At 59.6% G+C, this 14,380-nt stretch carries 12 protein-coding genes; 9 read left to right on the top strand and 3 right to left on the bottom strand.

Annotation, left to right across the window (positions count from 1 at the left end; genetic code table 11):
• Positions 1 to 37 precede the first annotated feature (37 nt).
• From B30_RS06495 to B30_RS06465, 7 genes are all read left to right on the top strand, one after another.
• Positions 38 to 2,260 carry a sensor histidine kinase NtrY-like gene (locus B30_RS06495; RefSeq protein ID WP_009571242.1) on the top strand — a complete coding sequence of 741 codons (2,223 nt, stop codon included), beginning with the start codon at positions 38 to 40 and terminating at the stop codon, positions 2,258 to 2,260.
• Between the two features lie 23 nt (positions 2,261 to 2,283).
• Positions 2,284 to 3,687 (top strand): nitrogen assimilation response regulator NtrX, encoded by a 1,404-nt coding sequence (ntrX, locus tag B30_RS06490; RefSeq protein ID WP_009571241.1) that lies wholly within the window; start codon positions 2,284 to 2,286, stop codon positions 3,685 to 3,687.
• Positions 3,688 to 3,765: 78 nt separating this feature from the next.
• Entirely contained in the window at positions 3,766 to 5,142 is a 1,377-nt protein-coding gene (trkA, locus tag B30_RS06485; RefSeq protein ID WP_009571240.1) for a Trk system potassium transporter TrkA, read from the top strand.
• Positions 5,142 to 6,689: a TrkH family potassium uptake protein gene (locus tag B30_RS06480; protein WP_009571239.1), complete on the top strand. Its 1,548-nt coding sequence runs from the start codon at positions 5,142 to 5,144 to the stop codon at positions 6,687 to 6,689. The genes trkA and B30_RS06480 overlap by 1 nt, the downstream gene beginning before the upstream one ends.
• A 159-nt stretch (positions 6,690 to 6,848) precedes the next feature.
• Positions 6,849 to 7,082, top strand: a complete 234-nt coding sequence (hfq, locus tag B30_RS06475; RefSeq protein WP_009571238.1) for an RNA chaperone Hfq — start codon at positions 6,849 to 6,851, stop codon at positions 7,080 to 7,082.
• 218 nt (positions 7,083 to 7,300) lie between these two features.
• A complete protein-coding gene (gene hflX, locus B30_RS06470; protein WP_009571237.1) occupies positions 7,301 to 8,599 on the top strand; it encodes a GTPase HflX in 1,299 nt (432 codons plus the stop codon).
• Between the two features lies 1 nt (position 8,600).
• Complete coding sequence (locus tag B30_RS06465) at positions 8,601 to 8,927, top strand: hypothetical protein (RefSeq protein WP_009571236.1); 327 nt, start codon at positions 8,601 to 8,603, stop codon at positions 8,925 to 8,927.
• A 121-nt stretch (positions 8,928 to 9,048) separates the two neighbouring features.
• On the opposite strand, the gene B30_RS06460 is transcribed toward B30_RS06465, so the two are convergent.
• The 3 genes from B30_RS06460 to B30_RS06450 form a co-directional block, all read right to left on the bottom strand.
• Positions 9,049 to 9,609 carry a sugar O-acetyltransferase gene (locus tag B30_RS06460; RefSeq protein WP_009571235.1) on the bottom strand — a complete coding sequence of 187 codons (561 nt, stop codon included), beginning with the start codon at positions 9,607 to 9,609 and terminating at the stop codon, positions 9,049 to 9,051.
• 38 nt (positions 9,610 to 9,647) lie between these two features.
• Positions 9,648 to 9,962, bottom strand: a complete 315-nt coding sequence (locus tag B30_RS06455; RefSeq protein WP_009571234.1) for a DMT family transporter — start codon at positions 9,960 to 9,962, stop codon at positions 9,648 to 9,650.
• 152 nt (positions 9,963 to 10,114) lie between these two features.
• Positions 10,115 to 12,586, bottom strand: a complete 2,472-nt coding sequence (locus B30_RS06450; protein ID WP_040402034.1) for a penicillin acylase family protein — start codon at positions 12,584 to 12,586, stop codon at positions 10,115 to 10,117.
• Positions 12,587 to 12,730: 144 nt separating this feature from the next.
• Here B30_RS06450 and B30_RS06445 point away from each other — a divergent pair, with 144 nt between their 5' ends.
• Both B30_RS06445 and B30_RS06440 read left to right on the top strand, forming a co-directional pair.
• Entirely contained in the window at positions 12,731 to 13,603 is an 873-nt protein-coding gene (locus tag B30_RS06445) for an NAD(P)-dependent oxidoreductase (protein ID WP_009571232.1), read from the top strand.
• 72 nt (positions 13,604 to 13,675) lie between these two features.
• On the top strand, positions 13,676 to 14,380 hold the full coding sequence (locus B30_RS06440; RefSeq protein WP_009571231.1) for an RlmE family RNA methyltransferase: 705 nt from the start codon (positions 13,676 to 13,678) through the stop codon (positions 14,378 to 14,380).

The following is a 14,380-nucleotide window of genomic DNA, read 5'->3' as shown; positions in this document are numbered from 1 at the left end:
GGCACAGACAATCGGCAAGCAAAGCTGGAACAGGCTCATGCGCCTGCGACGCCTGCGTCGGTTGCAAAACGCCGCGACTGTCGCGGTGTTTGTGTTGGGGCCGATCCTGGCAATCTCGACCTTTTTGGTGCTTGGCCCGTTGGATCACGGCCCCGCATCGGGGTCGCTGCGCGTCGTGCTTTTGGCCGATGTGGTCTATGTCCTTGTGGTGGCGGGGCTTGTTGCCCAACGCATCGCTCGGGTCATTGCCGCACGCCGCGCCCATTCCGAAGGCTCGCGGCTGCACCTGCGCCTCTCTGGCGTCTTTGTTCTCCTTGCCCTGATCCCGACCATCACCGTGGCGATTTTTGCCGTGGTGACGGTGAATTTCGGCCTTGAGGGCTGGTTTTCGGATCGGGTGCGCAATGTGGTCGGCTCCTCGTTGGAGGCCGCCAAAGCCTATGAGGCAGAGCATCACGACGGCCTGGCCGAAGACACGCGGGCGCTGGCCAATTTCATCATCGAGCGCCGTCGGTCCATGACAATCCTGCCCGATGGCGCGCTGCGTCAGGTGCTCAATCAGGGCCAGGGGCTGATCCAACGCGGCTTGCGTGAGGCCTATGTGATTGATCGCGCGGGCGACATCCGGGCGCGCGGCGAACGCTCCTATCTGTTTGATTATGAACAGCCCTCAGAGGCGGATTTGCGCCGGGCTGAAACCGGCGAACTGGTGCTTATTGACGATTGGGACCGCAACGAAAGCCGCGCCTTGCAGCGCCTTGCGGGCTTTTCGGATCGCTATCTTTATGTCACCCGCGATGTCGATGGCAAAATCCTCAACCTGCTTGATGATACCCAGGATTCCATCGCGCTCTACAATCAGTTGGAAAGCGAGCGCGGGCGGCTTTTGTTTGAATTTGGCCTTTTATATCTGGGGTTTGCGATCATTTTGATCTTGGCCGCCACTTGGCTTGGCCTGTGGTTTGCCGAACGTCTGGCGCGCCCGATCGGACGGCTGGCCGGGGCGGCGAAACAGGTCGGCGAGGGCGATTTGTCGGTGCGGGTTCTGGTCGAGGATGGCGATGATGAAATCGCCACGCTGGGTCAGGTGTTCAACCAAATGACCGGCCAGCTCAACATCCAGCGCAACGAACTTTTGGACCGCAACGAACAGATTGACCGCCGCCGCCGCCTGTTTGACTCGGTGCTCTCATCGGTGACGGCGGGGGTGATGGGGCTGGACGCCGAGGGGCGGGTGACCCTGTCCAACCGGTCGGCGCACGCACTTCTGTCCGTGGGGGAGCGCGATGTGACGGGCGAGGCCCTTGCGGTCGTGGTGCCGGAATTTGGCCCGCTGTTTGACGCGCTGCGCAGTCAGGCCCGCGAAGTGGTGCAAGAGGAAATTCGGTTGATCCGTTCCGGCGCACAAGAAAGCCTGTTGGTGCGTATCGCCACGCGGCGCGATGTGAACGGATTGCTGGAAGGCTATGTGGTGGTGTTTGACGATGTGACCGACCTTGTCTCAGCACAGCGTTTGGCCGCTTGGGGCGATGTGGCGCGCCGGATCGCGCATGAAATCAAAAACCCGCTGACGCCGATCCAATTGTCGGCCGAACGCATTTTGCGCAAATTTGGCAAGGGATTGTCCGAAGAGGGCCGCGCCGATTTGGAGCAATACACCTCGGTGATCGTGCGCCAGACCGGGGATTTGCGTCGCATCGTTGATGAGTTTTCAAAATTCGCCCGGATGCCGACGCCTGAGCGGCGTGATCATGATTTGGTTGAACTGGTCAAAGGCGCCGTGTTGTTGCAACAAAATGCCCAGCCCGATGTGACCATCACCGCCGAGATCACGCCCCGGTCTGCTTGGGCAGAGGTGGATGCGACGATGATTGGTCAAGCGTTGACAAACCTGATTAAAAATGCCGGGGAAGCCATTGAAAGTCTTTACGAAAATGGCATACCAGAAGGCCACACTCCGCATATCCATGTGGCCTTGACGCGCGACGGCACAGAGGCGGTGGTGACCATCACCGACAATGGGATCGGCCTGCCCGAAGATCGCTCCCGCCTGTTTGAACCCTATGTGACGACACGCGAAAAGGGTACCGGGTTGGGCTTGCCGATTGTGAAAAAAATCATCGAGGAACATGGCGGCACCCTGACATTGACGGACGGTGTGCCACTTGATCCCTCGGGGCAGATCGGGGCGCAGGCGACATTACGCCTGTCCTTGATCGAAGAGGTGGAAGTAGATGAAAAACAAAAGCTTGCAGTATAACGTTGAGGTAAAGGGTGTGACACATGGCTGACATTTTGATTGTCGATGACGAACGCGATATCCGGGAGTTGATCGGAGATATTCTGCGCGACGAAGGCTATGAAACGCGCTTGGCGTCGAACTCTGAGGACTGTCTCAAAGAGATCAATGATCAGGTGCCCTCGCTGATGGTGCTCGACATTTGGCTAAAAGACAGCGGCATGGACGGGATCGACATTCTCAAACATGTCAAACGCGAACATCCCGATGTGCCGATCATCATCATTTCCGGTCATGGCAATATCGAAATCGCCGTGGCGGCGATCAAACAGGGCGCTTACGATTTCATCGAGAAGCCGTTCAATATTGATCAGTTGATGGTCGTTGTCGGCCGCGCCATGGAGACCTCGCGACTGCGGCGTGAAAACGCCTCGCTCAAACGCTCCGGGGGTGCCGAGGTTGAAATGATCGGCGTGTCTTCGGCCTTCAAACAGCTCAAAATCAACCTCGACAAGGTGACCAAATCCAATGGGCGGGTGATGTTGACCGGGCCTGCGGGCGTTGGCAAAGAGGTGGCCGCGCGGTTCATTCATACCCATTCCGACCGCAAGGATGCGCCGTTTGTGACCGTGTCCTCGGCCACGGTCGAACCCGACCGGATGGAAGAGGTGTTGTTTGGCCGCGAAAGCCCGGACCGTGGGATTGAGAAAGGCTTGTTGGAACAGGCTCATGGCGGGGTGATCTATTTCGACGAGGTGGCGGATATGCCGCTTGGCACCCAATCGAAAATCCTGCGCGTGCTGGTCGATCAACGATTTACCCGCGTCGGCGGCACGGCGAAGGTCTCCGTCGATCTGCGGGTGATTTCGTCCACCGCGCGCGATCTGGCGGTTGAGATTGCGGCGGGGACGTTCCGCGAAGAGCTCTATCACCGGCTGAACGTGGTGCCGATCGAGGTGCCCGCGCTGGAAAAACGCCGCGAAGACATCCCGGAATTGGCCAATCATTTCATTGAGATGCTCAACCGCACCCAGGGTCTGCCGCTGCGCGCCCTCTCCGAAGATGCCGCCGCGATGCTGCAAACGATGACCTGGCCGGGCAATGTGCGGCAGTTGAAAAACGTGATCGAACGGGTGTTGATCCTGGGCGAGTCATCGGGCGACATCGAGGCCGAAGAATTGCCGGCGCAAGATGTCAGCAGCGAGGATGACTCCCGCGCCATCCTGTCGCCCGCCATTGCGACTCTGCCTTTGCGAGAGGCCCGCGAATTGTTTGAGCGCGAATACCTGTTGACGCAAATCAACCGGTTTGGCGGCAATATCTCCCGCACCTCGACCTTTGTCGGCATGGAGCGCTCCGCACTGCACCGCAAACTCAAATCCTTGGGCGTGATGACCGGCAACAAACAAGGCGGGCGGGTCGCCTATGTCTCGGAAGACGCCGAGTGAGACGAGTTGACCAAAAGGTTCAGACATGACAAGCCTCTTAGCTGAAACGACGATGTCAAAACAGTCAGGGATGATGCGATGAAAGTCATCATTTGCGGCGCGGGGCAGGTGGGTTGGCAAATCGCCAAACAGCTCTCGGGCGAGAAAAACGACGTGACCGTCGTCGACAACAACCCCGCCTTGGTGCGGCGCGCGACCGATACATTGGACGTGCAGGGGATCGAAGGCTTTGCTTCCTACCCGGATGTGTTGGAAAAAGCGGGCGCACGCGATGCCGATATGATCATCGCCGCGACCTATTCCGATGAGGTCAATATGGTCACCTGTCAGGTGGCGCATTCGGTCTTTGCCGTGCCGCGTAAAATCGCGCGGCTGCGGGCGCAAAGCTATCTGACCGCGATTTATTCCGATCTTTACCGTCGCGATCACATGCCGATTGACGTGGTGATCAGCCCGGAGAAAGAGGTGGCCGAGGCCGCGCTGCGCCGTCTGGCTGCGCCTGCCGCCTTTGACACCCAAGCGTTTTTGGCGGGTCGTGTGCATCTTATGGGCATCTCCTTGGTCGAAGATTGCCCAGTGCTCAACACCTCGCTGCGCGAATTGTCCGATCTGTTTTCCACCCTGCGCGCCATCGTTGTCGGCGTGCGCCGCGACGGGCGTTTGTTTGCGCCCGAACCCAACGATCAACTCTATGCGGGGGATGCGATTTATGTGTTCACCCACTCGGATGACATCACCCGAACCCTTGAAATCTTTGGCAAAAAGCAAGGCAAGCAAGACCGCGTCGTGATCCTTGGCGGCGGCAATGTCGGATTGGCTGTGGCACAGGCTTTAGAGGCACGCACCGACCGGGTGCGGGCCAAGATCATCGAGAAAAACCGTAAGGTCGCCGAACGCGCCGCCGACAGTTTGGAGCGCACCATTGTGTTGAATGGCGATGCGTTGGATCAGGAACTGCTCTCTGAGGCGGGCATCAGCCGCACCGACGCCGTGCTTTGCGTCACTGACGACGATAAGGTCAATATGCTTTCCGCCGTGCGGGCCAAACAGGCGGGCTGTTCGATGGCGATCTGTCTGGTCAATGACCCGACCTTGGTGCCGATCCTCACCGCGCTCGACATCGACGCCTATATCAACCCGCGCGCCACCACCGTCTCGTCGATCCTGCGCCACATCCGTCATGGTCGGGTGCGCAATGTCTATTCGGTCGGTGATGGCGAGGCCGAGGTGATCGAGGCGCAAGTGCTTTCCACCTCACCAATTTCCGGCAAGCGCATCAAAGACATAGCCTTCCCCGAAGGCGTCTTGATCGGGGCGATTGTCAAAGGCGATAAATACGTCAAACCCACGGGCGACACCCGCGTTGATGAGGGCGATGTGATCACCATCTTCTCGCTCGCCGCCGACGTGCCTGAGGTCGAACGCCTGTTGCAAGTGTCGATCGACTTTTTCTAATGAACCGCTTTGCGCGCATGCCATTTTTTGTCCAGCTGATGCTGGTCTCGGGGACGGCGATGATGATCCCTGCGGCCTATGCCATTGGTCTGCGCGAATGGGACGATGCCCGGGCTTTCGTCTATGCGGCGGTGTTGTTTTCCTCGCTGGCGATGTTCATTGCCATTGCCCGGTTTCGTCCCGAGCGCACCGAAGACCGCGACAGCGCGGGCGACCGTGACCGTGAGGGGCGCAATCAACTTTTGACGCTTTTGGCGACCTATACGCTGCTGCCGCTGATCCTCGCCGTGCCCTTTGACGAGGCGACCAAAACCACCACTTATTTCAACTCGTATTTCGAAATGGTCTCGGCGCTGACCACCACGGGAGCGACGCTGTTTGACGATCCGACGCGGTTGTCCCGCCCGGTGCATCTGTGGACGGCGTTGGTCGGTTGGCTGGGCGGTTTGTTTGCGTGGGTGACGGCCGTGGCCGTGTTGGCACCGCTGAATCTGGGCGGGTTCGAGGTGATTTCTTCGCGCGAACCGGGCCAAAGCGAGACCCGCGCCTCACAAATCACCCGCATCGCCGCCGCCCCCGAACGCCTGGCGCGCTTCACCGCCAAATTGTTCCCGATCTATCTGGGCCTGACCTTGGCGCTGTGGTTCGCACTCTCGATGGTCGGCTCCTCGGCCTATGTCGCGCTCTGCCATGCGATGTCGGTCATGGCCACCTCTGGTATCTCGCCCGTGGGCGGGTTGGAGAGTGGCGGCGCCGGGTTTATGGGCGAGCTTTTGGTCTTTGCCTTCTTGTTTTTGGCGCTGTCGCGCAAAACCTTCACCGCCGATCATCCGCGCCCCGATGCGCCGCCGCTGTGGCGCGACCCGGAAATGAAAATCGCACTGGCCCTGATGATCACCGTGCCGATTTTCCTGTTTCTGCGCCATTGGGTCAGCGTTTTGGAGGTGTCCGGCGATTGGACGTTCTGGCGCGCTCTGTCCTCGCTCTGGGGCAGCTTGTTCATGGTGCTGTCCTTTCTCTCAACCGCAGGATTCGAAAGCTCGGGCTGGGCCGAGGCACGGCTGTGGTCCGGCTTGCAAGCGCCGGGCGTGTTGTTGATGGGGTTGGCGATCTTTGGCGGCGGCGTGGCGACCACGGCGGGCGGGGTGAAGCTGATCCGGCTTTACGCTTTGGTGCGCCACGGCGAACGCGAGATCGAAAAACTGATCTCGCCGCATTCGGTCGGCGGCGCGGGGGCCAATGCGCGGCGCATCCGCCGCGAAGGTGCCTATGTCGCATGGGTCTATTTCATGGTTTTCGCCTTTACCATCGCCTTCGTGATGATGTTGCTGGCGCTGTTTGGCGTGGAATTCGAAGAGGCGGCGGTGTTTACCATTTCGGCGCTGACCACCACCGGACCTTTGATCAAGGTCGCAGGCGAAGCCTCGATGAGCTACGCCTCATTGTCAGACCCGCAAAAGGTGATCCTGGCCGGAACCATGGTTTTGGGACGGCTTGAGATGTTGGCGATTATTGCCCTGTTGAACCCGGAATTCTGGCGGCGTTAGTGGCCGCAGTGACGCAAAATTGTGCCGCCTTTCCCGGCATCTGGCCAAAAATCATGCCGTTATCTTGACATTCCTTAAGAACTCCTGCGAACGTGTCGCCAAGTGCTGTCGCCCGAGGGACAGCTCGCATCATAAGCGCAAGAATAAAGGCAAAGTATCATGGCCGGTGACAAACAGAATCTCCAGGACGCATTTCTCAATCATGTCCGCAAAACCAAAGTTCCCGTAACGATTTTTTTGATCAACGGCGTCAAGCTTCAGGGCGTGATCACATGGTTTGACAATTTCTGCGTCCTTCTGCGTCGCGATGGTCAAAGCCAGCTTGTGTATAAACATGCGATCTCGACCATAATGCCGGCGCAACCGATCAATCTCTACGACGGCGAAGAGTAAGCGGCACGGGGGTGCGGCCCTGCGTCTCGCCCCTGTCCTGTCTTGTGAAGGCGCAATGAGCCGATGACATCTCGGCTTTGGCACGGGTCGTTTGGCTCTGTGCCTTTTTGCGTGCCCTTGTAAATTGGCGTGCAAATCGCTACCTGCGGCAGAGTAGAGATTGGGTGAAATCAGCGGCGAAAATCGCCTGAGATCACCCGCAACCCTAAGGAATACGATTGTCCGAACTGCACGAACATGAGGTGTTGAAGACCCGCGCATGGGTCATCCACCCGGATATTACATCAGATCGCAACCGCCGCGATCCGGTCGCGGGGCTTGAAGAGGCCGTGGCCTTGGCCGATGCTTTGCCCGAACTTGAGGTGGTTGGCTCAGAGATCGTGCGCCTGCCGAAAATGCAGCCGGGGCAACTGTTTGGCTCGGGCAAAATCGCCGAACTCAAAGAGCGGTTGAACGCGGCCGAGGTCGATTTGGTGTTGATCGACGGGCGTGTCAGCCCGGTGCAACAGCGCAATCTTGAGAAAGAGTGGAAGGTCAAACTTCTCGACCGCACGGGGCTTATTTTAGAGATTTTTTCCGATCGCGCCCGCACCCGCGAGGGGGTGTTGCAGGTCGAAATGGCAGCCCTCACCTATCAACGCACCCGCCTGGTGCGGGCCTGGACCCACCTTGAGCGGCAACGCGGTGGTTTGGGCTTTGTCGGCGGTCCCGGCGAGACCCAGATCGAGGCCGACCGTCGCGCCATTGACGACCACCTGTTGCGGCTCAAACGCCAGCTTGAGAAAGTCGTCAAAACCCGCGAATTGCACCGCGCCGCGCGCGCCAAGGTGCCGTTCCCAATCGTGGCGCTGGTGGGCTACACCAACGCCGGGAAATCGACGTTTTTCAACAAGGTGACCGGTGCCGATGTGTTCGTCAAAGACATGTTGTTCGCCACGCTCGATCCGACCATGCGCTCCGTGGTCTTGGAAGCGCCGCAGGGTGGCACCGACCGCGAGATCATTCTCTCGGATACGGTGGGTTTTATCTCCAGCCTGCCGACCCAACTTGTCGCCGCCTTCCGCGCGACGTTGGAGGAGGTGCTGGACGCCGATCTGATTTTGCATGTGCGCGATATTTCCCATGAGAAAAGCGACGAACAAGCGGCGGATGTGCGTAAAATCCTCTCTGATCTGGGCATCAAAGAAGATGCGCCGATGTTTGAGGTCTGGAACAAAATTGATTTGTTGGATGATGAGGCGCGTCAGGCCCGGCTTGAGCGCGCGCAATCTGAGGATGATAAATTCGCCATTTCCGCAGTGACCGGCGAAGGCGTGGCCGATCTTTTGGCCGCCATTTCGAAATATTTCGAAGAGGAAAAAATCAGTCGCGACCTCCTGTTGCCCTATGCACAGGGCAAACAACGCGCTTGGTTGTTCGCCGAGGGTGTGGTGGAACAGGAAACGGCGACCGAGGAGGGGTATCAGATGACGGTGCTCTGGACCCCGCGGCAAGAAAAGCAATTTCGGGAGATGTAAGATGGCGGAAAAACGGACGGCAAAACTCTATATGCTGTTGCTGGAAGCGACGGCAGGACCGAAGATCGCCAAACGCCCCGGCCTGCGCAGACCGATCATCGGCTTTGTTGTCGCCCCGGCGCATGGCGTCGCTTTGGAACACGCCGTGTTCAACCTGCGTGCGCAAGGTTGGGACAAAGTGCATGTCAAAAATTGCAAAGCCGTCTCCGCCAACCCCGCCTTGCTGAAAGACCCCGATCAAAAGGCTGCGGCTGAGAAGGCGCTGAAAAATGGTGCGGCGTTCATCGTCTTTGCGGGCAAGGTCAAGCCGGGCAAGATGGACGCCTGACCTAAAGCGTTTCGGATTTAAGGTGAGATACGACTTAAATCCGAAACGCGCGGAGCCTAACTTAGGATGCGGGCGTTTCGGGACAAACTCGTTATTCAAGTTAATCCCGAAACGCTTTAAGTCAGCTTTCTCTGGACGGCGTCACCACCCGCGCCGGATTGCCGACCACGGTCACGCCGGGGGCCACATCTTTGGTCACCACGCTGCCCGCGCCGACAATCGCGCCATCGCCAATCGTCACGCCGGGCAAAATGATCGCGCCGCCACCGATCCAGACATCTTGTCCAATGCGGACGGGCAGGGCGCGTTCGATCAATTCACTCCGCAGCTTTGGGTCGCGGTGATGATCGGCACAGTAGATTTGCACATGCGGACCCAACATCGACCGCGCGCCAATCTCCACTCGGCCACTGTCCAAAATCACGCATCCGACGTTCAAAAACGCCGCATCGCCCAGATGGATGTTGACGCCATAGACGCAACGAAACTGGCCTTCGATCCGGGCCGTGTCCGGGGCTGTGCCTAAAACCGCGCGCAGCTCAGGCGCGATGTTGCCGCGCGCGCTGGGACGCGTGGCGTTATGGGCGTGGACCGCGTCAAAGACCCGCAAACGCCGCGTATCCAGCGCCGGATCAAGGCAACAATACCACTCCCCGGCCTGCATCTTTTCAAACTCGTCCATTGCCACTCACCGGATGAAATCACCGCGGGCTGCGCGGCTCAATGTGAGAGTTTCATGGTCACAATCCCGGCCAAAATCAAGCCCGCCGCGATCAAACGCGGCAGGGTGGCGGCCTCGCCCAGCACCACAATGCCCACAATAAACGCCCCGACTGCGCCGATCCCGGTCCAGATCATATAGGCCGTTCCCAAAGGCAGGCTGCGCATCGCCATGGCCAAAAGGGCAAAGGAACTGAGCGCAAAGACGGCCGTCAGCGCGGTGTCCAACGGGCGGGTGAAGCCGTCGGATTGTTTCATGGTGAAGGCCCAGGCCACTTCGAGCAGCCCAGCGATGGTCAGATAGACCCAAGCCATATGATGATCCTTTGTGCGCGTGTGTTTCGGCAAGGATGCGGCAGCGCGGCGCCTCTGGCAAGGTGTTGGTTAAAAATATTTCCGGTTGAGAAATAAATGCGGACTACGCCACAGGATCAGCCCAGGTGTCGGGCTGATCCTCTTTGCAGCTCTCATTGATCTTGCGCATCCGCCGGGGTCAAATGCGTCACGCCCACACCTGCCGCGCGCGCCAGATCCGGGTCCAAACTCATCGGCACATATTCACCGCGCCGCCACAGCTCGCCCAGATCATCGTAATGGCGCGACAGCGGATGGCCCGATTGCCCGGTGGCGGTGATGAACACCGAACTGTCGGGATCGGCAAAGTCATAGACGCCGCGATAGGCCGCGCCATGGACATTGGCAAAGGGATCGTCAGCCTCGCCAGAGGTCACGCCGCGCATCAAGGTATTGTCGCCGCCCGAAGTCGATTGCCGGATGTTCACCACCCATTTGAGGAACGGGACATTGCCCAAAACCGGGTGGTTGTGCTGGGCTATATGCGCATCCCCCCAGCGCAGGCTTTCGAGATTGGTCGAATATTGCTCGCCAATCCATAAAAGTGCATCGTCCAAGGCAAGCCGGGCAATGTCGGTACAGGTCTCGACCGGGGCGGATTGCAATACGTCACACCACACGGAGGCCCCGCCGATGTTGCGGTAGACCCGTTCGATAAACAGCGGCTCGACATGGGTGAACTCATGCGACAAGGGGCCGATTTCGTCGCGGATCAGGCGATCTTGCAGCGCCCGCATCCAGGCGTAATAGATCAAAGGTTCGGGCAGATGTTCGTTCATCTCGCCGTTCCATTCCGCCAAAAGGGCAAGCGCACGTTGGCGTTGACGCTCAACCGTGCCCTCAGGGGCGGCCTCGCCGGTGAACCAAAGATCGGCACCAACGAGCGGTAACAAAGCCCGCGCAGAGGGCGACACCACATCGTTTTGCACCTCGATAAAGCTCTCGCGGGTGTGGACCTCACGCGATTGCATCAGCCGTTGCCACCGCTGAATGCGTTGACTGTCCCCCCAGTGATAAGACAGGTGATCGGGGAAGGGCGCATCGACGGTTTTGTTGTTGGTGTTGCCGATGATCTCATCCGGCCCCGCGTCGAACTCTGGCAGATCGTCATAGCTGCGCCAGCCCTGCCAACGGTTGGTTGCGATCCAGCCCGGAGAGGGAATGCGGCCCCTGGATTGATGCGCGGCGTCCCGCAAAGGCGCGCGCCCTATGACTTTCATCGCCACCCGATCCGGGTCACTGAGCGCCAGATTGAGCGCGGGGGCGGCAAAATCGCGCCCGGCCACCAAAGCGGAGGTCATCGTATGGGCGTGGTTCAGCGCCACCACCGCCGACATCGAGCGATCATCGGACACCAGCGCGGTCCAGGCCACCGACATGACATGACCCGGCGGCGTGATCGTGCCGACGTCAAAGGCGCTTTTTGGCAAGATCGGCCCGTTTTCGGACCATTGCAGCGTCAAGGTCACCGGGGCCGCATCTTTGATCTGAAGGATCGAGGCCCGTGTGCGCAGCGGTTTGAACCCAGCCGGGGTCAGAACTTCGTCCGCTTTGTCCGGGTTGAGCTTTTCCACATAAAGATCGGCGTCATCCAGATAGGCGGCGGTGATGCCCCAGCCAAAATCCTCGCCGCGCCCCGACACAACACCCGGAACCCCTGGTACAGTCGCGCCAATCACGCCGCCCGTGCCCAGTTCCAGCCGCGCCAAATACCACGCCCCCGGAGCGGAAAACCCCAGATGCGGATCATTGGCCAAAAGCGTCGCACCCGAGGCGGAGCGCCGGGGGGAGGCGGCCCAAACATTGGACGCGCCCGCAAGCCCGGCTTTGGGGAAGGGCGCGAGCGCATAGTCGATGCCGGAGTTGGCGGTGAACGGCGCGACATCGGGGAAAAGCGCGGCATATTTGGGCAAAACTGCGGTGCCCTGACCCGGCGCATCGGGCATCAGATCGGCCAGCCGTTCGGGCGAGATCAACAAAGAGGTGCGCGCGCGTAAAACCTCGTTGGGGATTTGATCGGAGAGCTGCACCGCGACGAGTTTGAGAATGGCGATGGAATCAGCAGGCCGCCAATAGGCAATCTCTGTCGGGAACAAAAAGAACTCTGGCGCACCGCGCCCCAACGAGCCTTTGTTGACCTCTTCGATCCAGGCATTCACGCCGCGCGCATAGGCTTCGAGCGCCGCCGTGGTTTCGGGCGTTTGCGCCGCCACCGAGGCCTCCGCCGCGGCATAAAGCCCAAGACGGCGCATCAATTCGTCGGTGGCAAAGGTGCGCTGGCCATAAACCTCAGAGAGCTTGCCCTGCGCCGTGCGCCTGAGCAACATCATCTGAAACAACCGATCCTGAGCATGCGCAAAGCCGAGGCCATAATAGACATCGGCATCCGTGGCGCCAAAAATATGCGGCACATTGGCATTGTCTCGGGCGATCTCGACCGGGGCGGAAATCCCCGCCACCGTATGATCCGCATTATAATCGGGCAGGGAACGCGAGGCCAACCAATAGGTCAACCAAATGCCCAGGACCGTGATGATCACAAGCGCGGACACGAGTTTGAGCAGCAATGAAAAAATGCGGGGCATGGTGGGCATGGAGAGGGGCATGGGATCAGTCGTGTTGGGTCGGACCCGAGGGGCCGCTGTGCGGATATGGGTGTTGACGCGCCGCCCCGATGGGCTAGGCTTCTGGCCTCGCGTTAAAGCACATAGATCGCAAAGGGGAAAGCCATGGCGAAAGTCGGATTTTTGGGTTTGGGCGTCATGGGATACCCGATGGCCGGGCATTTGGCCGCCAAGGACCATGAGGTCACCGTCTATAACCGCACCAGCGCCAAGGCACAGGCCTGGGCCGAGGCGCATCAGGGCGGATATGCCGCCACCCCGCGTGAGGCGTCTGAGGGGTGTGATTTCGTCATGAGCTGTGTCGGTAATGATGATGATCTGCGCTCGGTCTGCCTTGGCCCGGATGGGGCCTTTGCGGGGATGAAAAAAGGCGCGATTTTTGTCGATCACACCACGGTCTCCGCCAAGGTCACCCGCGAACTGGCCGAAGCCGCCGCCGCCTTTGGCATCGGTTATGTCGACGCCCCGGTGTCGGGCGGTCAAGCGGGCGCGGAAAACGGCGTGCTCTCGGTGATGTGTGGCGGGACTGAGGCGGATTTCGCGGCGGCGGAGCCGGTGATGGCCGCTTACGGCAAGATTGTGAAACTCTTGGGCGCGGTCGGCATGGGCCAGACCGCCAAGATGTGCAATCAAATCTGTATCGCGGGCCTGATGCAAGGCCTGTCCGAAGCGCTGCATCTGGCGGAAAAATCCGGGCTGGACGGTGAGGCCTTGGTCGAAGTGATCTCAGGCGGGGCCGCCGGGTCATGGCAAATGATCAACCGCCACAAAACCATGCTGGCGGACGAATACAACCACGGTTTTGCCGTCGATTGGATGCGCAAAGACTTGGCAATCTGCCTTGCCACGGCGGATGAAGTCGGCGCGTCGCTGCCGGTCACCGCGCTAGTCGATCAGTTCTACAAAGACGTGCAGAAGATGGGCGGCGGACGGTGGGACACCTCGAGCCTGATGAAGCGGCTGAAGGCGTTTGAGTGAGGGGGTAACACCCCCCTTTCCCCCATCCCCATCCCCCTGCTATAAGGCCCTTGATCAAAGGACCCAAAACACATGACCGAAAAGAAAAGCTCAGGACGCGGTGCGCGCGAACTGCGGGTGAAAGTGAAATCGGCGCGGGGGCGGAAACTCTCGTCGACGCTTTGGCTTGAGCGCCAACTGAACGACCCCTATGTCAAGCGGGCCCATGATGAGGGCTACCGCGGGCGGGCGGCGTTTAAGATTTTGGAACTCGACGACAAATTCCGCTTTCTTGTGCCCGGCGCGCGGGTGGTTGATCTGGGCTGTGCGCCGGGCGGGTGGTGTCAGGTGGCGGTCAAGCGGGTCAATGCTTTGGGCGAAAAATCCGGCAAGAAAATCGGAACTATTCTGGGCGTCGATTTGCAACAGGTCGATCCGATCGCGGGCACCGAAATTCATCAGCTCGATTTCATGGAAGACGATGCCGATCAAAAGGTCAAAGACTGGCTGGGCGGCAATGCCGATGTGGTGATGTCGGACATGGCGGCGGCCTCGTCGGGTCACAAACAGACCGACCACCTACGCATCATGGCGCTCTGTGAAGCGGCGGCTTATTTTGCCTTTGACGTCTTGGAGCCGGGGGGCACGTTCGTGGCCAAGGTGCTGGCGGGCGGCGCGGAGGGCGATTTGCAAAAGCTGCTCAAACAGAAGTTTGAAAAGGTCGTGCATGTCAAACCGCCCGCGTCGCGTTCGGACAGTTCGGAAAAATTCGTTGTGGCCACTGGATTTAGGGGCTGA

The organism is Celeribacter baekdonensis B30 (genome assembly GCF_000299875.1).
In the GTDB taxonomy this organism is placed as follows: domain Bacteria; phylum Pseudomonadota; class Alphaproteobacteria; order Rhodobacterales; family Rhodobacteraceae; genus Celeribacter; species Celeribacter baekdonensis_A.
This window is presented reverse-complemented; position numbering and strand designations above follow the sequence as displayed.